Origin of the sequence: Streptomyces sp. NBC_00386 (genome assembly GCF_036063235.1) — a bacterium.
Lineage (GTDB): Bacteria > Actinomycetota > Actinomycetes > Streptomycetales > Streptomycetaceae > Streptomyces.
Genome location: NZ_CP107950.1, coordinates 2,581,748 through 2,601,339, shown reverse-complemented (window position 1 = coordinate 2,601,339; position 19,592 = coordinate 2,581,748). Strand labels below are relative to the sequence as shown.

Here is a 19,592-nt window from a genome sequence, read left to right as displayed (position 1 = left end):
CGCTCCGACGCCCGTCACCCTCAGACTGCCTCGCGCCGTTGTCGTACGCGAGCCGTACTCTGGGGCCCATGCAGACCTCGGCGGACCGGCACGAGTACCCAGCCCACTGGGAGGCCGACGTGGTGCTGCGCGACGGCGGCACCGCACGCATCAGGCCCATCACCGTCGACGACGCCGAACGCCTGGTCAGCTTCTACGAGCAGGTGTCGGACGAGTCGAAGTACTACCGCTTCTTCGCGCCCTATCCGCGGCTGTCCGCCAAGGACGTCCACCGCTTCACCCACCACGACTTCGTGGACCGCGTGGGCCTCGCGGCCACGGTGGGCGGCGAGTTCATCGCCACCGTGCGCTACGACCGGATCAACGCGGACGGCATGCCCGCCTCCGCGCCCGCCGACGAGGCCGAGGTCGCCTTCCTCGTGCAGGACGCCCACCAGGGCCGCGGTGTCGCCTCCGCGATGCTCGAGCACATCGCCGCGGTGGCCCGCGAGCGCGACATCCGCCGCTTCGCCGCCGAGGTGCTGCCCGCCAACAACAAGATGATCAAGGTGTTCACGGACGCCGGATACACCCAGAAGCGCAGCTTCGAGGACGGTGTCGTACGCCTGGAGTTCGACCTCGAACCCACCGACCGGTCCCTGGCCGTGCAGCGCGCGCGGGAACAGCGCGCCGAGGCCCGCTCCGTGCAGCGGCTGCTCGCCCCCGGCTCCGTCGCCGTCATCGGCGCCGGGCGCACACCCGGCGGGGTCGGTCGCAGTGTCCTCGACAACCTCCGGGAAGCCGGGTTCACCGGACGCCTGTACGCCGTGAACACGGCCCTCCAGGAGAAGGAACTCGACGGAGTCCCGGCCCACCGCTCCATCAGGGACATCACCGAACCCGTCGACCTCGCCGTCGTCGCCGTGCCCGCCGAACACGTCCCCGAGGTCGTGACGGAATGCGGCGAACACGGTGTGCAGGGACTGGTGGTGGTCTCCGCCGGCTACGCCGAGAGCGGTCCCGAGGGACGCGAGCGCCAGCGCGAACTCGTGCGGCACGCGCGCACGTACGGGATGCGCATCATCGGGCCCAACGCCTTCGGTGTCATCAACACATCGCCCGACGTGCGCCTGAACGCCTCGCTCGCCCCCCAGATGCCCCGCCCCGGACGCATCGGCCTGTTCGCGCAGTCCGGAGCCATCGGCATCGCCCTGCTGTCCCGGCTGCACCGGCGCGGCGGAGGCGTCACGGGTGTGACCGGCGTGTCGACCTTCGTCTCCTCCGGGAACCGCGCGGACGTCTCCGGCAACGACGTACTGCAGTACTGGTACGACGACCCGGACACCGACGTCGCCCTGATGTACCTCGAATCCATCGGCAACCCGCGCAAGTTCACCCGGCTCGCGCGGCGGACGGCGGCCGCGAAGCCGCTGGTCGTGGTCCAGGGGGCGCGGCACGGCGGGGCCGCTCCCCAGGGGCACGCCGTACGGGCCACACGACTGCCGCACGCCACCGTGTCCGCGCTGCTGCGCCAGGCCGGAGTGATCCGGGTGGACACGATCACCGAACTCGTCGACGCGGGCCTGCTGCTGGCCCGCCAGCCGCTTCCCCGGGGACCCCGCGTGGCGATCCTCGGGAACTCCGAGTCCCTGGGGCTGCTGACGTACGACGCGTGTCTCGCCGAGGGACTCAGGCCACTGCCACCCCGGGACCTGACCACGGCGGCCTCCGCGGAGGACTTCCACCGGGCACTGTCCCAGGCGCTCGCCGACGACGGCTGCGACGCCGTCATCGTGACGGCCATACCGACGGTGGGGGAGACCTCGGCCGCCGACGCGGCACTCGCCGAGGCGCTCCGCTCCTCCGCCCTGGAGGCTCCGGCGAAACCCGTGCTCGTGGTGCACGTCGAACTGGGCGGACTCGCCGAAGCCCTGTCCGCCGCCGCGAGTACCGCCCCGCAGGCCCCCGCGACGGCACCCGGTGCGACGGCCGGCGCCCGCTTCCACCCCTCGGACCGGTCGCCCGCCGCGGTCCGTGCCGACCCCGCGCCGGACTCCCGGCTCATCCCCGCCTACCCCGCCGCCGAACGTGCCGTCCGCGCCCTCGCCGAGGCCGTCAAGTACGCCCAGTGGCGCACGGACGCCGGCGAGCCCGGCAAGGTGCCCGAGTACGAGGACATCGACGAGAAAGGCGCCGCCCGGCTGATCGACGACCTCCTCGCGCGCGGGGAGGGTCTGACCCTGGGAGGCGAGCAGACGGCGGTGCTGCTCGGGTTGTACGGCATCGACGTGCACAGTGCCCTGCCCGCCCCCACTCCGGACGACGCGGTGGCGGCCGCGCACGCCATCGGCTACCCCGTGGCCCTCAAGACCACCGCCCCGCACCTGCGGCACCGCGCGGACCTCGGCGGCGTACGCCTGGACGTGGCGGACGAGGAACAGTTGCGCCGGGCTTACGCGGAGCTGACCGAGCTGTTCGGGCCACCCACGGTGCTGCGCCCGGTCGTGCAGGCGATGGCGCCGCGCGGTGTCGACACGGTCGTCCGCGCGGTGATCGACCCGGCGGCCGGGGCGGTCCTCTCCTTCGGGCTCTCCGGAGCCGCCTCCGAACTGCTCGGGGACACCGCCCACCGGCTGATCCCGGTCACCGACCGGGACGCGGCCTCGCTGGTCCGGTCGATCAGGACGGCACCGCTCCTGTTCGGCTGGCGGGGCTCCGCGCCGGTCGACACGGCGGCCCTCGAAGAGCTGATGCTGCGCATCTCCCGGCTGGTCGACGACCACCCGGAGGTCGTCGCGGTCTCGCTGGAGCCGGTGGTGGTCGCCCCGGCCGGCCTGAGCGTCCTCAGCGCCACGGTACGGCTGGCCCGCGCCCCGCTCCGGGACGACCTCGGCCCCCGGACGCTGCCCGTCGTCTGAGCAGTCCGATCCGCCTGAGTCGTCCGGGCCAAGCGGGCCGTTCGAGTCGTGCGGGGCGCCGGAAGGGGGCGGCACTGTGACGGCGGGCACCCCGCCCGGACGCCTGCCGTGCCCGCGTCGCACCGGTCACCCTGCGCGATTCGGTCTGATCCGTCCACGACGGACCCGAGCGAGCGGTGCCTCGCAGTCAGTGGGCCCCCGTAGGATGGACGGCATGGCCAAGACCAGTACGACGACCCAGGGGCTGCGAGCGGCGATCGAGCGCAGCGGCTACTACCCGGCCCTCGTGGCCGAGGCGGTGGAGGCCGCGATCGGCGGCGAGACCATCCGGTCGTACCTGGTCCACCAGGAGACGACGTTCGACGCGAACGAGGTGCGGCGGCACGTCACCGTGCTGGTCCTCACCGGCAACCGTTTCATCGTGAGCCACACGGACGAGCAGAACGCGGACACCACCTCCCCGACCCCTTACGCCACGACCTCGACGGAATCGGTCAAGCTCGGCCGGATCTCCTCGGTCGTCGTCAGCCGCGTCGTCGCGAACCCGGAGTCGTACACGCCCGGCACCCTGCCCCGTGAAGTGGTCCTGACCATCGGCTGGGGCGCCGTCTCCCGCATCGACCTGGAGCCGGCCGCCTGCGGTGACCCCAACTGCGAGGCCGATCACGGCTACACCGGCAACTCGACGGCGGACGACCTGAGCCTGCGGGTCAGTGAGGCGGGCGACGGTCCGGAGACCGTCCGCCAGGCCCTCGTCTTCGCGCAGTCCCTCTCCGAAGCGACCGCGGACGTCGCCCGCTGATGGCCCTGCCCACCTGGGATCACCCGGAACCGCTCGCCGTCGACTCCGCGCCCGTCCCCGAGTACGGCGCCGGTTCACTGGCCGATCTGCTCCCCACGCTCGCCGCCGGCATGTCCGTGCCCGGCGCGGCCGCCGCCATACCCGAGCTGACCGCGGCCGACCGGAACTGCGTGTTCCTGATCGACGGTCTCGGCTGGGAGCAGCTCCGGGCCCACCCGGACGAGGCCCCCTTCATGACCTCGCTGCTGGCGTCCTCGCGCGGCGGTACGGGACGTCCGATCACCGCCGGCTACCCGGCCACCACCGCGACCTCCCTCGCCTCCGTGGGCACCGGCCTGCCCCCGGGCGCCCACGGCCTGCCCGGCTACACCGTGCGCAACCCCGCCACCGGCCAGCTGATGAACCAGCTCCGCTGGAACCCGTGGACCGAGCCGCGCGCCTGGCAGCCCCATCCCACGATCTTCCAGCTGGCCGACGCGGCCGGGGTGCACACCGCCCAGGTCTCCTCGCCGACCTTCCAGAACACTCCGCTGACGAAGGTCGCGCTGAGCGGCGGGACGTTCCACGGCCGGCTGTCCGGCGAGGAGCGCATGGACTTCGCCGCCGAGCAACTGGCCGCCGGTGACCGCTCGTTGGTCTACACGTACTACGCGGAGGTGGACGGCAAGGGCCACCGCTTCGGCGTCGACTCCGACCCCTGGCGCGGCCAGCTCATGTACGTCGACCGGCTGGTCCAGCGCCTCGCGGAGCAGTTGCCGCCGCGCACGGCGCTGTATGTCACCGCCGACCACGGCATGATCGACATTCCGTTCGACGAACAGCACCGCATCGACTTCGACGAGGACTGGGAGCTGCGCGCCGGTGTCGCCCTGCTGGGCGGAGAGGGCCGCGCCCGTCATGTGTACGCGGTCCCGGGCGCCGAGGCGGACGTGCTGACCTGCTGGCGCGAAGTGCTGGGCGAGCAGTTCTGGGTCGCCTCCCGTGACGAGGCGATCGACGCGGGCTGGTTCGGCCCACGGGTCGACGAGCGGGTCTACGCCCGGCTGGGTGACGTCATCGCCGCCGCCCGGGACGATGTCCTGATCACCGCGTCCGAACGGGAGCCGAAGGAGTCGGTGATGGTCGGCAACCACGGCTCGATGACCCCGGCCGAGCAACTGGTGCCCCTCCTCCAAGTACGCTCCTGACGCCGTCCCCCTTCCCCGTTGCCGAAAGGTGCTCAACTCCCCATGCCCGAGCTGGTGTTCTTCTCTGGAACGATGGACTGCGGGAAGTCCACGCTGGCTCTCCAGATCGAGCACAACCGCTCGGCGCGGGGCCTGCAGGGCATGATCTTCACGCGTGACGACCGCGCGGGCGAGGGCAAGCTCTCCTCGCGCCTCGGGCTGGTCACCGACGCGGTCGAGGTGGCGGACGACCAGGATCTGTACGCCCATCTCGTGGACCATCTCTCGCAGGGCGGCCGGGCCGACTACGTGATCGCGGACGAGGCGCAGTTCCTGGCCCCCGCGCAGATCGACCAGCTGGCCCGTGTGGTGGACGACCTGGACGTCGACGTCTTCGCCTTCGGGATCACCACCGACTTCCGGTCCAAGCTCTTCCCCGGCTCCCAGCGCCTGGTCGAACTGGCGGACCGGGTCGAGGTGCTCCAGGTCGAGGCCCTGTGCTGGTGCGGTGCCCGCGCCACGCACAACGCCCGCACCGTGGGCGGTGAGATGGTCGTCGAGGGCGCCCAGGTGGTCGTCGGTGACGTCAACCAGCACGAGAACATCGGCTACGAGGTCCTGTGCCGCCGGCACCACCGACGCCGTATGACAGCCGCCACGGCCCGCGCGAGCGCCCTGTCCCCCGACGTCCTGCCGATCGCCTCCGTCTGAGCCCTGTCCCCGAGCCCCTCCCTGGAGAGATGCCGTCCCCGGAGAGCTGCCGGGTCAGGAGACGGCGTGGATCAGGGAGAAGACCGCGCCCTCCGGATCCGCCACCGTCGCCACGCGGCCGTACGGGGAGTCGTGGGCCGCCCGAAGGAGGTGTCCGCCGAGTTCCGTGACGAGGCGGACGGTGTCGTCCAGTTCGGCGGCCTCGAAGTACGTCAGCCAGTGCGGGCCCCGGTCGCGCGGCAGGGTGTTCCCGACGCCATGGAGGCCGGCCACCGGCCGTCCGTCGATGTGCAGGGTCACGTAGTCGAAGCCGGGCGAGACGGTCGGCTCCAGGTCGTAGCCGAACACCCCCTGGTAAAACTTGACGACGCTCTCCGTGTCGCGCGTCACGAGCTCGTTCCACGCCGGGGTGCCGGGCACGCCGGTGAGCTCCGTTCCCAGGTGGGCCACCCTCTGCCAGATCCCGAAAACGGCGCCCGACGGGTCGGAGGCGATCGCCAGGCGGCCGGCCTCGGCGGCGTCCAGCGGTCCCACGCCCACGGTTCCCCCGCTGTGCCGGACCTTCTCGGCGGTCCGGTCCACGTCGGCCGACGCGAAATAGGGCGTCCAGGCGATCGGCAGGTGCCGGTCGGGCGGCAACTGACCGATCCCGGCCACCTCGCGGCCGTCGAGCAGCGCCCGGGCGTAGGGGCCGAGCTGCGGGGGGCCGGGCTGGAACTCCCAGCCGAACAGCGCTCCGTAGAACTCCTGGGTCGCGGCCGTGTCATGCGCCATCAGGCTCACCCAGCAGGGTGTCCCGGGCGTGTGCCGAGCGTGCGTGGTGCCGTTCGGGCCGGCCGATTCCCGTGCCTCGGTCATCGTCACTCTCTTCTCGGCCCCTCGCGGTGGCCGGTCACCTTCCGCCTGCGAACACGCGTACTCAGTCGCGTGCGTGCGCGCCGTGCCGATGCTCGCACCACCGGTCATGCCGGAGGTCCCTCCCGCGCCGCGGTCGAGCGGTGCGGGAACGGACGACGTCCGATCCGCCGCCTCTCGTCCGTCGCGGAGCGATTGCCGTGCGGTGCCCATCGGTTGTACAGCATGTGCCCGATCCCGTACGCCTGGTGATCGGACCTGCCCGGCGGAGCAGAGTAGCCGGACATGGACGAAGCGGCCACCCCGTGCGCAAGGATGGGGCCATGAACGCCATCATCACGGCACCCGAACTCGCCAGTGACCTGGCGGGGCCGACCCCGCCGGTCCTCCTCGACGTCCGCTGGCGGTTGGGTGGCCCCAACCTGCGCTCCGAGTACGAGAACGCGCACATCCCCGGTGCCGTTTTCGTCGATCTGGATTCCGAACTCGCTGGTCCGGCCGGTGGGGCGGGCCGGCATCCGCTCCCCGACCCCGAGGTCTTCGGCGCGGCGATGCGGGCCGCGGGAGTGTCCCAGAACCGCGATGTCGTCGTGTACGACGGCGGGCAGGGCTGGGCGGCCGCACGCGCCTGGTGGCTGCTGGGCCATTCGGGTCATCCGGCGGTACGCGTGCTTGACGGCGGGTTCGCCGCCTGGAGCGGGCCGGTCTCCTCGGAGGTCCCCTCGCCGGCGCCCGGAACGTTCGTACCGACGGCCGGCGCCCGGCCGTCGCTCGACGCGGACGGGGCGGCCGCGCTCGCCCGCACCGGGCTGCTGCTGGACGCCCGCGCGGGGGAGCGGTACCGGGGCGAGGTCGAGCCGATCGATCCGGTCGGCGGTCACATCCCGGGTGCCGTGTCCGCGCCGACCACCGAGAACGTCACGGAGGACGGACGGTTCCTGCCGGTGGACGAACTCGCCGACCGTTTCAAGTCACTCGGGGTGACACCGGCGTCCGAGGTCGGCGTCTACTGCGGTTCCGGCGTCTCGGGCGCCCATGAGGTGCTGGCCCTCGCCGTGGCCGGCATTCCCGCGGCGCTGTACGTGGGTTCGTGGTCGGAGTGGTCCCAGGACACGGACCGCCCCGTCGCGGTGGGCCCCGACCCGCAGTGACACCCGCAGTGACATCCGCGATGGCGAGCGCGGGGACGCCGAGGGAGGGCCACCCGTAGGAACGCTGCGGGGACGCCCACGGGAACACGCGCACGACGACGGGGCCCGCACCGGATCGGTACGGGCCCCGTCGTCATGGAACTGGCAAATCCTGCTTCTTCTGGCTAGTCCTGCTTCTTACGGCGTGTGCCGAAGACGATCTCGTCCCAGCTCGGGACCGCCGCTCTGCGGCCCGGACGGACGCCGTCGGCCTCGGCCTGGCGGTCGGTCGCGCCGACCAGCCGGTCGCGGTGGCTGCCCACCGAGCGGGGCATGAGCACGTCCGCGTACGCGGAACCGGCACCCGCCGAGGCGGCGGGAGCCGGGGGCTCCTCCTCCTCGGGCTCGGGGACGGGCTCCTCGGCCGCGGGGCGCTCGGCGGGGGCGGGCCGCTCGGGCACCACCATGTCGCCCCGGAAGCTGGGCACCGCCTCCAGGAGGCTGGTCAGCGAGTCCCGGTCCTCCGCCTCTTCGGAGGATTCCGGAGACGCCGGGGGCAGACTCGGCCGCTCCGCCTGGCGGTCCAGGGCACGGTCCAGCGGACGGTCACGGGGCAGCCGGGCGATTCGCGGCACGAACGGGAAGCTCGGCTCGGGCGCGGCGAGGTCGTCGGACTCGCCGATCAGCGAGCGCGCCTCGTCGTCGACGGCCTGGACGAGCCGCCGGGGCGGGTCGTAGGTCCAGCTCGCCGCGTGCGGTTCGCCCGCGACCCGGTAGACCAGCATGACTTCCCAGGTGCCGTCGTCGCGGCGCCAGGAGTCCCACTGGACGGTGTCCTTCTCGGCGCCCCGGATCAGCAGCCGCTCCTGGACGGCCTCACCGAGCTGGGGGCCGGCGTTCTCGCCGGGGCGGCGGACGGGAGTCTTCCTGGCGCGCTCGGCCATGAAGGCGCGCTCGGCCAGCACGGGTCCCTCGAAACGGCGTACGCGATCGACGGGGATGCCGGCGAGCTGGGCGACTTCCTCCGCGGAGGCACCGGCGCGTATACGCGCCTGGATGTCGCGGGGGCGGAGATGGCTCTCCACCTCGATCTCGATCTGGCCGAGGCGGGGACGGTCGCCGCGTACGGCGGCGCGCAGCCGCTCGTCAATCGGAAGCGTGTATTCCGTACTGTCCGCAGCCTTCAGCACCAGCCGTGTGCCGTCGTTAGAGACGGCCACGACACGCAGTTCGGGCATGGGGACCTCCCGGGTGGTGCCTGCCGACGTCACGTGCGTCGCTGCTTCCGCTAGTCGAGTGTGGCCTGCCCGGGTGCAGCCTGCCACAACCTTGCCGAGTTGCCCGGCGTGTCGGGCACGGGCCCGGGGTCGCCGTTATGGCACGGTTACCTATTCGCAACGCTAAGTGACGAACTCCATCACCCTGTGCAACGAGCCCCCTCCCGGTGGTCCTGCAAGGCCCCGGACGCCCTGGCGGGAGTCCGGACCCAGGGCTCGCAACAGTACTCCATTCGGGCCACATGCGTGGATCGGCACGCCGCCCAACTTCTAGCGGGGGGTGCTAGTTGGCCGATCCGGACGCACTTTCGGCGGCCGGGCACTGTGGCACAGTTCACGCAATCGGCAGAAACGGAACTTATCGTTTCGCCTGTACGTCCCTTTCTCGTGCGGTCGGTCGATCAAGTACGGGAAAGGCAGGCAAGGTCCGGGAATGCGTGAGAAGCCGGAAGTCGGCGGCGAACAGCCGGGTGCCGACGGAGAACCGAGGAAGAGGCGGCTGGACCTGAGCGTCCCCCAGGTGGCGGGGAGCGCGGTCGCCGCGGTGGTCGCGGCGAAACTGGCGTCGTACTTCGGCGTCTACGGGACGATCCTGGGCGCCGGGCTGGTCAGCGTCGTCGCGACCTGCGGAGGAACGCTGTTCCAGCACTTCTTCAGGCGCACCGGTGAACAGTTCCGTGACGTGACGGTGCAGCCGGGACCGAAGCCCCGGCAGCTGTCCGGTGTGCCCGGGGAGTTCGGCGAAGGGACCGTGTACCGCGCGCGGGTCAAAAACTGGAAGAGGCCGCTGGTCGCGACCGCTCTCGTCTTCGGCGTCACGATGGCCGGAATCACCACGTACGAAGCGGTCTCGGGGCAGAGTTTCAGCGGAGACGGCACCAGCACGACGGTCGGCGACGCCTTCAAGGGGAACAACGCCGGCTCGGGGAACCGGAAGCCGGACACGGCACCGTCGACCGGGCCCTCGCCGTCCTCGCCGACGGCCTCTCAGGAGGCTCCGACGCCTTCCGGCGGCACCGCCGGCTCGGGTGACACGGGCGGTGACGGCACGGCCACCGCGCCGGCCCCGGGGGACGGCACGGCATCGGAGCCGGAAACCGGGGACGGCACCCCGGCTCCCGAACCCAGCGCGACCGCTACGACCCCAGAACCCTCCGCAAGTAGTCATTCGCAAAGCGCCGGTCCGGATCGAGACGGTCCCGCAGCGCGGTGAACTCGCCGAAGCGCGGATAGGCCCGGGAGAAGTACTCCGCGTCGCGGGTGTGCACCTTGCCCCAGTGCGGCCGGCCCTCGTGCGCGGTGAAGATCCGCTCGGCCGCGGTGAAGTACGCCTGATAAGGGGTGCCCCGGAACATGTGGACGGCGATGTACGCGCTGTCCCGCCCGGATGCCGTGGAGAGGGTGATGTCGTCGGCGGGCGCCGTCCGCACCTCCACGGGGAAGCTCACCCGCAGGGTCGAGCTGTCGACCATCGCCTTCAGCTCGCGCAGCGTCTCGACCAGGGCCTCGCGCGGCACGGCGTACTCCATCTCCACGAACCGCACGCGGCGCGGAGAGGTGAAGACCTTGTACGGGATGTCGGTGTAGGTCCGCGCGGACAGCACGCGGCTGGAGAATCCGGCGATCGACGGGATGGCTGCGGGAACGGCCCGGCCGAGCAGGTTGGCCACCTGGAAGGCGCCGTTGGAGAGGAACTCGTCCTCGATCCAGCCGCGGACGGGGCCGACCGGGTTCTCGGGGCCCGCGCTGCGGTTGTTGCGCTTGGTGTTGCAGTTGCCGGTGTGCGGGAACCAGTAGAACTCGAAGTGCTCGTTCTCGGTGAAGAGTTCCTCGAAGTCGGCGGTGACCTTGTCGAAGGTCATCGGCTCCTCGCGGGCCGTGAGCAGGAAGACGGGCTCCACGGAGAAGGTGATCGCGGTGACGATTCCCAGGGCGCCGATGCCTATGCGGGCCGACGCGAAGACCTCCGGGTTCTCGCTCTCGGAACAGGTGAGCACCGAGCCGTCGGCCGTCACGAGTTCAAGGCCCGTGATCTGGGCGGCGATCGAGGCCGAGTCACGCCCGGTGCCGTGGGTTCCGGTGCTGGTCGCCCCTGAGACCGTCTGCTCCATGATGTCGCCCATGTTCGTGAGCGACAGGCCCTCGCGAGCCAGGGCCATGTTGAGCCTCTTGAGCGGGGTGCCGGCCTCGACGGTGACCGTCATGGCCGCGCGGTCGATCTTGCGGATCCCGGTCAACAGTTGAGGGCGGATCAATACGCCGTCGGTCGCGGCGGCAGCCGTGAAGGAGTGCCCGGTGCCGACGGCCTTCACCGTCAGACCGTCCTCGGCCGCCTTCCGTACGGCGGCGGAGAGTTCGTCCACCGAGGCAGGGGTGACCTCCCGTACGGGAAGGGCGGTGACGTTGCCCGCCCAGTTACGCCACGTGCCGCTCTTCTCGCTCACTGCGGTGCTCATGAGACCCTCCCCGCTGCAGAACCGGCCTGCTGAGCCGGCGGTAGCCGAGGAAACCGACCGCGACCGCGACGGCCCCGGACACCGCCGGAACCCCGTACCCGGCCTTCGCGCCGGCGGAGTCGATCACCCAGCCGGCGACGGAGGAACCGAGCGCGACCCCGACGGCGAGCCCTGTACTCACCCAGGTCATGCCTTCGGTCAGTTTCGCGCGAGGTACGTGCTGCTCGATGAGGGACATCGTCGTGATCATCGTGGGAGCGATGGACAGGCCCGCAACGAACAGCGCCACGGCCAGGAACGGCAAGTTTCCGACCAGTAGGAGGGGGATCATACTCACGGCCATCGCGCATATGCCCAGCAGCCACCTGCCTTCCGCCGCCCCCTTGAAGTGCAGCAGTCCGAAGACCGCTCCCGCGAGGCAGGAGCCCGCCGCGTAGAGGGCCAGGACGATGCTCGCGGCGCCCTTGTGACCCTGCTCCTCGGCGAAGGCCACGGTGACCACGTCGACGGCTCCGAAGATCGCCCCCGTCGCCACGAACGTGGCCACCAGGACCTGGAGTCCTGCCGAGCGGAGTGCCGAGCCGCCGCTGTGCTGTCCGCGCGGATGCGGCTGGGGCTCGGTGGCGTGCTGGGAGGTCAGCCAGAAGACCCCGGCCGTCAGGAAACAGGCGGCGAGCAGCGGTCCGGCCTCCGGGAACCACACCGTGGACAGGCCGATGGAGATGATCGGTCCGAAGATGAAGCAGATCTCGTCCACCACGGACTCCAGGGAGTACGCGGTGTGCAGTTGCGGGGTGCCTCCGTAGAGCGCCGCCCAGCGGGCCCGGATCATCGCGCCGATGCTCGGGACGCAGCCGATGCCGGCCGAGCACACGAACAGGACCCAGTCCGGCCACCCGTAGTGCGCGGCGACCAGCAGCATCCCGGCCGCCGCGAGCGCGAAGACCGTCACCGGGCGCAGGACACGCCGCTGACCGTGCAGGTCCACCAGGCGCGAGACCTGCGGGCCCATCGCCGCGGCCGCCAGCGCGATGGTCGCCGACAGGGCGCCTGCGAGGCCGTAGCGCCCGGTCAGCTGGGAGATCATCGTGACGACGCCGATGCCCATCATGGACAGCGGCATCCGGCCGAGCAGGCCCGCGGCGGAGAAGCTCTTGGAGCCGGGGGCGGCGAACAGGGCGCGGTACGGGCTGGTCACGAGGGTCTCCGTCGGCTCCGTTCGGCCCCGCCCCGTCACGCGGGCGGCCCGAACCTGGGTAAGGCGTGAAGGTGGCCGATACAGCTTACTGGTTAGGTAACCCTAACGCAGCCTCTCGTGACTGCCCGCCGACGCTGCCCGTCCCGTCCGTCCGACACGCGGTCGCAGGATGCCCGTCCGGCAGCGCAGCCCCTCGCGCCCTTCCGGCCGTCTGTCCGGGCGGCGCCCGGCCGGGGCACGCTCCCGCCGCGCGCCCCGCCGTCGTCGTCCGCACGCCACCCCGCCGGTTATCGCCCGTCAGTGACGGGTGGCAGGATCGGATCCATGCCAGAAGTGCTCGATGCCACCCCCTACGACGCCCTGCTCCTGCTCTCGTTCGGCGGTCCGGAGGGCCCGGACGACGTGGTCCCGTTCCTGGAGAACGTGACGCGGGGCAGAGGCATCCCCAAGGAACGCCTCAAGGAGGTCGGGCAGCACTACTTCCTGTTCGACGGAATCAGCCCCATCAACGACCAGAACCGCGCCCTGCTCGACGCGCTGCGCAAGGACTTCGCCGAGCACGGTCTGGATCTGCCGGTCTACTGGGGCAACCGCAACTGGGCGCCCTACCTGACCGACACGCTGCGCGAGATGGCCGCCGACGGGCGGCGCAGGATCCTGGTGCTGGCCACCAGCGCGTACGCCTCGTACTCGGGCTGCCGGCAGTACCGCGAGGATCTGGCGGGGTCCCTGGCCGTCCTGGAGGCGGAGGGGCTGGAGCCGCCGAAGGTCGACAAGCTGCGGCACTACTTCAACCATCCCGGGTTCGTCGAGCCGATGACCGAGGGCGTCCTGAGGTCGCTCGCCGAACTGCCCGAGGAGGTCCGACCGGGCGCGCACCTGGTGTTCACCACGCATTCGATCCCGGTCGCCGCGGCGGACACCTCCGGCCCGGCCGATGGACACGGCGACGGCGGTGCCTATGTCCGGCAGCATCTGGACGTGGCCCGGCTGATCGCGGAAACGGTGCGCGAGGAGACCGGGACCGACCGGCCGTGGAAGCTCGTTTACCAGTCGCGCTCCGGGGCCCCGCACATCCCCTGGCTGGAGCCGGACATCTGCGACCACCTGGAGGAGCTGCACGGGGCAGGAGCCCCGGCGGCGGTGATGGTGCCGATCGGCTTCGTGTCGGATCACATGGAGGTCCTGTACGACCTGGACACGGAGGCGCGGGCGAAGGCGCGGGAGCTGGGGCTGCCGGTGAGCCGTTCGGCCACGGTGGGCTCCGATCCCCGGTTCGCCGCGGCCGTCCGTGACCTGGTGCTGGAGCGTGCCGCGGCCGAGAGCGGCCGACAGGTGACACGGTGTGCCCTGGGCGCGCTGGGCGCGAGTCACGACCTGTGTCCGGTGGGCTGCTGTCCGGCCCGTTCGCCCAAGCCCGCCGTCGCGGGCGCCGACAGCCCTTACGCATGAGGAGCCACGTGACCGACCCGCTGCACACCGAACTCCTCCAGCTCGCGCACGAGGCCGCCCGCCGGGCGGGCGAGCTGCTGCGCGACGGCCGCCCGGCTGACCTCACGGTCGCCGCCACGAAGTCCAGCCCGATCGACGTCGTCACCGAGATGGACATCGCCGCCGAGAAGCTGATCACCTCGCTGATCGCCGAACACCGGCCCCGCGACGGCTTCCTCGGCGAGGAGGGCTCCGCCACCGAGGGCACCAGCGGAGTCCGCTGGATCGTCGACCCGCTCGACGGCACGGTCAACTACCTGTACGGGCTGCCGACCTGGGCGGTGTCCATCGCGGCCCAGCAGGACGGCGAGACCGTCGTCGGCGTCGTGGCGGCGCCCATGCGCGGCGAGACGTACCACGCGGTCCGCGGCCGGGGTGCCCGGGCTTCCGGGGCATGGGTCGGCGAGCGCCGACTGGCCTGCCGCCCGTCCCCGCCGCTCGACCAGGCCCTCGTCTCGACGGGCTTCAACTACGTGACCGAGGTCAAGGTCCATCAGGCCGACGTGGCCCAGCGGCTGATCCCGCTCGTGCGCGACATCCGGCGCTCCGGCTCGGCGGCGGTCGACCTGTGCGACGTCGCGGCCGGCCGCCTCGACGGCTACTACGAACGCGGTCTGCACCCCTGGGATCTGGCGGCGGGGGACCTGATCGCCAGGGAAGCGGGCGCGGTGACCGGTGGACGCCCCGGAGAGGGCCCCACGGGCGATCTCGCGGTGGCGGCCTCCCCGGGCGTCTTCGAGCCCCTCCAGCGGCTCCTGGAGGACTTCGGGGCCTGGCACGACTGACGCACCCCTGACAGCACGCCCGTCAGGGCTCGTCGGCGGCCGCCGACGGGGGACGGCGCAACGCACGTACGAGAGCGGGGCCCCGGTACTGGATCGATACCGGGGCCCCGCTCTCGTACGTGCTGATCAGACGCGTGTGGCGCCGACCTCCACACCGTGCTCGGCGGCAAGGCGGTGCAGGTCGTCGAGTTCGGCCTGCTCGACCTCCGCGAGGAAGTCGTCGCCTGTCTCGCGAGCCCGCGTCAGGTCGGACTCGGTCGTCCTTATGCGCTGCAGAAGTCCTGTGGTGAATGCGTCCATGCTGCGCCCCCTCGTCCTGGGTCGTGGGTCGGGTGGCACGGGGGTGTGCCGATGGAAAGGGGCGATCACGTCTCCGAATGGGGTGCCCAGCGCTGCCCGCTCCGGGCGGCGACGGTGCCGGACACCCACGCCCGCTCTGCGGAAGCGGTTGGACGTACCACAATGTGGTTTGCCACATGCAGAGCGTGATCGCGGGGTGTAAAGCCGTCCTCCCCCCGCTCTCTTCCACGGAAACCTCAACCCGACGAGAAAATCTCGCATTTTCGGCCCCCGGGACGCGCCTCCCTGGCGCCTCCCCCGTCTTACAGCCGGTTTATGGCCGAAACGGGCAGGATGGAGCTCTCATCCGTGACGGACCCACCCGCGTGGTGCGCTGAAACGTGCCTGCCGGTGACAGAGGAAGGACAAGCGACGTGCGCGTACTCGTCGTCGAGGACGAGCAACTGCTCGCCGATGCGGTGGCCACCGGACTGCGCCGGGAGGCCATGGCCGTCGACGTCGTGTACGACGGCGCGGCCGCGCTGGAGCGCATCGGGGTCAACGACTACGACGTCGTCGTCCTCGACCGAGACCTCCCGCTCGTGCACGGCGACGACGTCTGCCGGAAGATCGTCGAGCTCGGCATGCCCACGCGCGTGCTGATGCTGACCGCGTCCGGCGATGTCAGCGACCGTGTCGAGGGCCTGGAGATCGGCGCCGACGACTACCTCCCCAAGCCGTTCGCGTTCAGCGAGCTGACCGCACGCGTGCGTGCCCTCGGACGTCGTACGAGCCTGCCGCTGCCGCCGGTCCTGGAACGTGCCGGGATCAAGCTCGACCCCAACCGCCGCGAGGTCTTCCGCGACGGCAAGGAGGTCCAGCTCGCTCCCAAGGAGTTCGCCGTCCTGGAGGTACTGCTGCGCAGCGAGGGCGCCGTCGTCTCCGCGGAACAGCTCCTGGAGAAGGCCTGGGACGAGAACACGGACCCGTTCACCAACGTGGTGCGCGTGACCGTCATGACGCTGCGGCGCAAGCTCGGTGAGCCCGCCGTGATCGTCACCGTGCCCGGCTCCGGGTACAGGATCTGATCCACCGTGGCCACCACCCCCGCGCCGCCCGCGGCGCCTCCGAAGCCCACCTGGGACCCGAGAAGAGCGGAACCGCCCTTCCCCTGGCTGCGCCCCACGATCCGCATACGGCTCACGCTGCTGTACGGCGGCATGTTCCTGATCGCCGGCATCATGCTGCTGTCGATCATCTACCTGCTCGCGGCGCAGGCGCTGAACGTCGGCAGCGAACTCCCCTTCAAGATCATTTCCGGACAGGTCGGCAGCAGCACCTGCAACCTCCCGTCGGCACCCTCGGCGGACGAGCTCAACAGCGCGATGGCCGACTGTGTGAACCGGCAGCGCCAGCACGCCCTCGACGACCTGCTCAGCCGCTCCTTGCTGGCCCTGCTCGGCCTCGCGGTCATCGCCTTCGCGTTCGGTTACGCGATGGCGGGCCGCGTCCTGTCGCCGCTCGGCCACATCACCCGCACCGCGCGGGCGGTGGCCGGCTCCGACCTGTCCCGGCGGATCGAGCTGGACGGCCCGGACGACGAGCTGAAGGAGCTCGCGGACACCTTCGACGACATGCTGGAGCGGCTTCAGCGGGCCTTCACCGCCCAGCAGCGGTTCGTGGGGAACGCCTCCCACGAACTGCGCACGCCTCTCGCGATCAACCGCACGCTCCTGGAGGTGCACCTCTCCGGTCCCGGGGTGCCGACGGAGATGCAGCAGCTCGGCAAGACGCTGCTCGCCACCAACGAACGCAGCGAACAGCTCGTCGAGGGACTGCTGCTGCTCGCCCGCAGCGACAACCAGATCATCGAGCGCAAGCCGGTGGACCTCGCCGAGGTCGCCTCGCAGGCCGTCGACCAGGTGCACGCCGAGGCGGAGGCCAAGGGCGTGGAGATCCGCGGGCTGCGCGCTCCGGTGGTCGTCCAGGGCAACGGCGTCCTCCTGGAGCGGATCGCCCTGAACCTCGTCCAGAACGCCGTTCGGTACAACGTGCCGCAGGACGGCTGGGTCGAGGTCACGACCGACACGGAGCACGGCCGGGCGGTCCTGGAGGTGTCGAACACGGGACCGGTCGTTCCCGCGTACGAGGTCGACAATCTTTTCGAACCCTTCCGGCGGCTGCGCACGGAGCGCACGGGCAGCGACAAGGGCGTGGGCCTTGGCCTGTCGATCGTCCGGTCGGTGGCCCGCGCGCACGGGGGTCACATTGTCGCCCGGCCCCGAGAAGGGGGTGGGCTCGTGATGCGCGTCACCCTTCCCATCTGAGACCATGTCGCGGACACGCGGCGATGTTCGCTTTGCGCGGAATTTTCGGGTCACCCACCCGAGTGACCCGTGTGTGATCGATCACAAGGGCGATTTTCTGTCCATCTACTCTCCGTGATCATGTGAACTGCCGGAAAGCCGGGAAAATCCGGGTTTTCGGGGGTCCCGATCACGGGAAGTACACGGTGGGGCGCCTTTGAAGTGTGACCTCGGGACCGTGTACGGTCCGCATCGCCATCCAAGCCGATCACTCTTGATGAGTCCGGTTGGGTGTCGATTGAGTAACAGACCTTGATGTGAGGCAAAATCTCCGCCTCGGGTCGGGCACAAGTCCGGCCTCTCACGCGTTACGTGCGCTGGAGACACCGAAGACACCCAGAGGGGGAGAGCGACAATGGCAACGGATTACGACACCCCGCGCAAGACCGACGACGACGTCGACTCGGACAGCCTTGAAGAACTGAAGGCTCGCCGGAACGACAAGTCGACCTCGTCCGTCGACGTAGATGAGTTCGAGGCCGCGGAAGGCCTGGAGCTGCCCGGTGCGGACCTCTCGAACGAAGAGCTGGCCGTCCGGGTGCTGCCCAAGCAGCAGGACGAGTTCACCTGCATGAGCTGCTTCCTGGTGCACCACCGCAGCCAGCTGGCCCGCGAGAAGAACGGTCAGCCGATCTGCCGCGACTGCGACTGAGGCAGGGTCGGCCGTGACCGGCTCGACCCCACCTTGGAAGCGCCGCCTCCCCTCCAGGGCGGCGGACGAAGGGCCCTCCAAGGGCCCTGAAGGCGTGCGTGACGACGAGCGGGGCTCTTCCGAACAGGGATCAGCCTCGCTCGACCGAGCGGGCGCCACAGACGGCCTGACGGCCCCCACGGACACTCCCTCGCCTGCCGCGAGGCGTCGCGTGGAGGCTGTCCGGGACGGCGTCAAGAGGGGCGTCACGAGGAGCGGCGTCCGGGCCAGGGCGGGCCTCGCGTTCGTCACCGACCGCATCATCGACATCGCCCCGCGGGTTCCCGTACGGGACCTGGCCACCCTCCGCAGACAGTTCCCGGGCCTCGGCCCCGAGGAGCTCGCGGACAAGCTCGTCGCGGGCGCCGCCGCCGCGACGTCCACAGTCGGCGCCGGCATCGGCGCCGCCGCGATGCTGCCGGTACCGCCCGCCATGCCCACGGAGCTGGCCGCCGAGATCACCGCCGTCGCCGCGATCGAGCTGAAACTGATCGCCGAACTCCACGAGGTCTACGGCCTGCGTCCGCAGGGCAACCTCAAGCAGCGCAGCACGGCCTATCTGCACTCCTGGTCGGGCGAGCGCGGCATCGACGTGGCCAAGCCCATGACGATCAACGCCGCGCTGGGCGGCCAGATGAAGCGCGAGCTGCGCCAGCAGATCATGAAGCGAACGGTCCGGGACCTGCCCAACCTGATGCCGTTCATGGTCGGAGCGGCCGTGGGCGCGGTGATGAACCGCCGCGACACCAAGCGTGTGGCAGGCCACATTCGCAAGGACCTGCGCAGGATGCAGGTGCCGTGGGACGAGCTCCCGCAACTGCCGCCGCTGGAGAAGCCGACGGATCCGGTGCGGATCGGAGAGATTCCTACGGACCTGGGGGACTGAAGGCGTCTCGCACGCCGACCGAGACCGTTCACCCGCGCTCGGCGGACCGTGCCCGTCGCCGGTGCGCCGGCCCGGGCGCCGGCCGCGGCTGTCTCAGCTCTCCGCGGGACGGGCCGACTCCCGTGCCGTCTCCAGGGCGGCGGCCAGGCGTTCCGGCTCCCGTGTCGACAGGTACAGGTAGGGCGTCGGGTCCGCCGGGTCCGTGACCTGGACGCGCAGCGCCGTGGGGATGTACGAGCGCAGGAGCATGAAGGCGCGGGTGTCGGCCTTGTAGGTGCGCCAGGCGCGCGCTTCCTCCGGGTCCATGATCTCCGTGTCGCCCAGGGCCGAGACCGGGATCCTGGCGTCACCGGCGATCAGCGCGTCACCGACCACGCGGATGCGGATCGAGCCGTACGCGCTGGCCGCGACCGCCGCGACCGCGGTGCCGCCGACGAGGGCTCCGAGCATCGGCAGAGTGCCGAACGGGAGGAACACCAGGGCCAGCGCGAGCCCGACCAGAAAGCTGATCACCCACCACGAGCGGGGTGCGGTGAGGCGTTCTTCGTACGGGGAGGCGGAGAGCTGCATGACGTCAAGCTTGGCACGGTGCGAAGACTCGG

General features: G+C 71.1%; 18 protein-coding genes. 12 read left to right on the top strand and 6 right to left on the bottom strand.

Going from position 1 to position 19,592, the window contains the following annotated elements:
- The first annotated feature begins 68 nt into the window (after positions 1 to 68).
- From OG780_RS11250 to OG780_RS11235, 4 genes are all read left to right on the top strand, one after another.
- Positions 69 to 2,897, top strand: a complete 2,829-nt coding sequence (locus OG780_RS11250; RefSeq protein WP_328447186.1) for a bifunctional acetate--CoA ligase family protein/GNAT family N-acetyltransferase — start codon at positions 69 to 71, stop codon at positions 2,895 to 2,897.
- Between the two features lie 214 nt (positions 2,898 to 3,111).
- Positions 3,112 to 3,699 (top strand): DUF5998 family protein, encoded by a 588-nt coding sequence (locus OG780_RS11245; RefSeq protein ID WP_328447184.1) that lies wholly within the window; start codon positions 3,112 to 3,114, stop codon positions 3,697 to 3,699.
- Positions 3,699 to 4,886: an alkaline phosphatase family protein gene (locus tag OG780_RS11240; protein ID WP_328447181.1), complete on the top strand. Its 1,188-nt coding sequence runs from the start codon at positions 3,699 to 3,701 to the stop codon at positions 4,884 to 4,886. Before OG780_RS11245 ends, OG780_RS11240 begins: the two co-directional genes overlap by 1 nt.
- Before the next feature lie 42 nt (positions 4,887 to 4,928).
- Positions 4,929 to 5,576, top strand: a complete 648-nt coding sequence (locus OG780_RS11235) for a thymidine kinase (protein ID WP_328447179.1) — start codon at positions 4,929 to 4,931, stop codon at positions 5,574 to 5,576.
- Between the two features lie 54 nt (positions 5,577 to 5,630).
- Here OG780_RS11235 and OG780_RS11230 read toward each other — a convergent pair whose 3' ends face one another.
- Complete coding sequence (locus OG780_RS11230; RefSeq protein WP_328447176.1) at positions 5,631 to 6,434, bottom strand: VOC family protein; 804 nt, start codon at positions 6,432 to 6,434, stop codon at positions 5,631 to 5,633.
- 320 nt (positions 6,435 to 6,754) lie between these two features.
- On the opposite strand from OG780_RS11230, the gene OG780_RS11225 reads away from it, so the two are divergent.
- Positions 6,755 to 7,582 carry a sulfurtransferase gene (locus tag OG780_RS11225; RefSeq protein ID WP_328447174.1) on the top strand — a complete coding sequence of 276 codons (828 nt, stop codon included), beginning with the start codon at positions 6,755 to 6,757 and terminating at the stop codon, positions 7,580 to 7,582.
- A gap of 164 nt (positions 7,583 to 7,746) precedes the next feature.
- Here the strand turns inward: OG780_RS11225 and sepH are convergent, their stop codons facing one another.
- On the bottom strand, positions 7,747 to 8,832 hold the full coding sequence (sepH, locus tag OG780_RS11220; protein ID WP_328447172.1) for a septation protein SepH: 1,086 nt from the start codon (positions 8,830 to 8,832) through the stop codon (positions 7,747 to 7,749).
- Positions 8,833 to 9,271: 439 nt separating this feature from the next.
- Between sepH and OG780_RS11215 the strand changes: the two genes are divergently transcribed.
- The gene (locus tag OG780_RS11215) at positions 9,272 to 10,051 is read left to right on the top strand and encodes a hypothetical protein (RefSeq protein WP_328447167.1); all 780 of its coding nucleotides are present in this window, start codon (positions 9,272 to 9,274) and stop codon (positions 10,049 to 10,051) included.
- On the opposite strand, the gene OG780_RS11210 is transcribed toward OG780_RS11215, so the two are convergent.
- Positions 9,975 to 11,294, bottom strand: a complete 1,320-nt coding sequence (locus OG780_RS11210) for a D-arabinono-1,4-lactone oxidase (RefSeq protein WP_328447164.1) — start codon at positions 11,292 to 11,294, stop codon at positions 9,975 to 9,977. The two genes, OG780_RS11215 and OG780_RS11210, sit on opposite strands and share 77 nt — an antisense overlap.
- A complete protein-coding gene (locus OG780_RS11205) occupies positions 11,254 to 12,492 on the bottom strand; it encodes an MFS transporter (protein ID WP_328447162.1) in 1,239 nt (412 codons plus the stop codon). Before OG780_RS11205 ends, OG780_RS11210 begins: the two co-directional genes overlap by 41 nt.
- A 324-nt stretch (positions 12,493 to 12,816) precedes the next feature.
- On the opposite strand from OG780_RS11205, the gene OG780_RS11200 reads away from it, so the two are divergent.
- A complete protein-coding gene (locus OG780_RS11200) occupies positions 12,817 to 13,944 on the top strand; it encodes a ferrochelatase (RefSeq protein ID WP_326785046.1) in 1,128 nt (375 codons plus the stop codon).
- Between the two features lie 8 nt (positions 13,945 to 13,952).
- A complete protein-coding gene (locus OG780_RS11195; RefSeq protein WP_328447161.1) occupies positions 13,953 to 14,768 on the top strand; it encodes an inositol monophosphatase family protein in 816 nt (271 codons plus the stop codon).
- 126 nt (positions 14,769 to 14,894) lie between these two features.
- Here OG780_RS11195 and OG780_RS11190 read toward each other — a convergent pair whose 3' ends face one another.
- Positions 14,895 to 15,068, bottom strand: a complete 174-nt coding sequence (locus OG780_RS11190; protein ID WP_167455614.1) for a hypothetical protein — start codon at positions 15,066 to 15,068, stop codon at positions 14,895 to 14,897.
- Between the two features lie 413 nt (positions 15,069 to 15,481).
- Here OG780_RS11190 and OG780_RS11185 point away from each other — a divergent pair, with 413 nt between their 5' ends.
- From OG780_RS11185 to OG780_RS11170, 4 genes are all read left to right on the top strand, one after another.
- Positions 15,482 to 16,135, top strand: a complete 654-nt coding sequence (locus tag OG780_RS11185) for a response regulator transcription factor (RefSeq protein WP_037745430.1) — start codon at positions 15,482 to 15,484, stop codon at positions 16,133 to 16,135.
- A gap of 6 nt (positions 16,136 to 16,141) precedes the next feature.
- Entirely contained in the window at positions 16,142 to 17,374 is a 1,233-nt protein-coding gene (locus OG780_RS11180; RefSeq protein ID WP_328447155.1) for a sensor histidine kinase, read from the top strand.
- Between the two features lie 394 nt (positions 17,375 to 17,768).
- On the top strand, positions 17,769 to 18,065 hold the full coding sequence (locus OG780_RS11175) for a DUF4193 domain-containing protein (RefSeq protein WP_003997302.1): 297 nt from the start codon (positions 17,769 to 17,771) through the stop codon (positions 18,063 to 18,065).
- A gap of 13 nt (positions 18,066 to 18,078) precedes the next feature.
- On the top strand, positions 18,079 to 18,990 hold the full coding sequence (locus OG780_RS11170) for a hypothetical protein (protein WP_328447152.1): 912 nt from the start codon (positions 18,079 to 18,081) through the stop codon (positions 18,988 to 18,990).
- 93 nt (positions 18,991 to 19,083) lie between these two features.
- Here the strand turns inward: OG780_RS11170 and OG780_RS11165 are convergent, their stop codons facing one another.
- Positions 19,084 to 19,560, bottom strand: a complete 477-nt coding sequence (locus OG780_RS11165) for a DUF3093 domain-containing protein (RefSeq protein ID WP_328447150.1) — start codon at positions 19,558 to 19,560, stop codon at positions 19,084 to 19,086.
- Positions 19,561 to 19,592: the final 32 nt, after the last annotated feature.

What these genes read in the sequence shown, in the direction of transcription:
- OG780_RS11250 (WP_328447186.1), top strand. Translation starts at nt 69, where the DNA reads ATGCAGACCTCGGCGGACCGGCACGAGTACCCAGCCCACTGGGAGGCC.
- OG780_RS11245 (WP_328447184.1), top strand. Translation starts at nt 3,112, where the DNA reads ATGGCCAAGACCAGTACGACGACCCAGGGGCTGCGAGCGGCGATCGAG.
- OG780_RS11240 (WP_328447181.1), top strand. Translation starts at nt 3,699, where the DNA reads ATGGCCCTGCCCACCTGGGATCACCCGGAACCGCTCGCCGTCGACTCC.
- OG780_RS11235 (WP_328447179.1), top strand. Translation starts at nt 4,929, where the DNA reads ATGCCCGAGCTGGTGTTCTTCTCTGGAACGATGGACTGCGGGAAGTCC.
- OG780_RS11230 (WP_328447176.1), bottom strand. Translation starts at nt 6,434, where the DNA reads ATGACCGAGGCACGGGAATCGGCCGGCCCGAACGGCACCACGCACGCT.
- OG780_RS11225 (WP_328447174.1), top strand. Translation starts at nt 6,755, where the DNA reads ATGAACGCCATCATCACGGCACCCGAACTCGCCAGTGACCTGGCGGGG.
- OG780_RS11215 (WP_328447167.1), top strand. Translation starts at nt 9,272, where the DNA reads ATGCGTGAGAAGCCGGAAGTCGGCGGCGAACAGCCGGGTGCCGACGGA.
- OG780_RS11210 (WP_328447164.1), bottom strand. Translation starts at nt 11,294, where the DNA reads ATGAGCACCGCAGTGAGCGAGAAGAGCGGCACGTGGCGTAACTGGGCG.
- OG780_RS11200 (WP_326785046.1), top strand. Translation starts at nt 12,817, where the DNA reads ATGCCAGAAGTGCTCGATGCCACCCCCTACGACGCCCTGCTCCTGCTC.
- OG780_RS11190 (WP_167455614.1), bottom strand. Translation starts at nt 15,068, where the DNA reads ATGGACGCATTCACCACAGGACTTCTGCAGCGCATAAGGACGACCGAG.
- OG780_RS11175 (WP_003997302.1), top strand. Translation starts at nt 17,769, where the DNA reads ATGGCAACGGATTACGACACCCCGCGCAAGACCGACGACGACGTCGAC.
- OG780_RS11165 (WP_328447150.1), bottom strand. Translation starts at nt 19,560, where the DNA reads ATGCAGCTCTCCGCCTCCCCGTACGAAGAACGCCTCACCGCACCCCGC.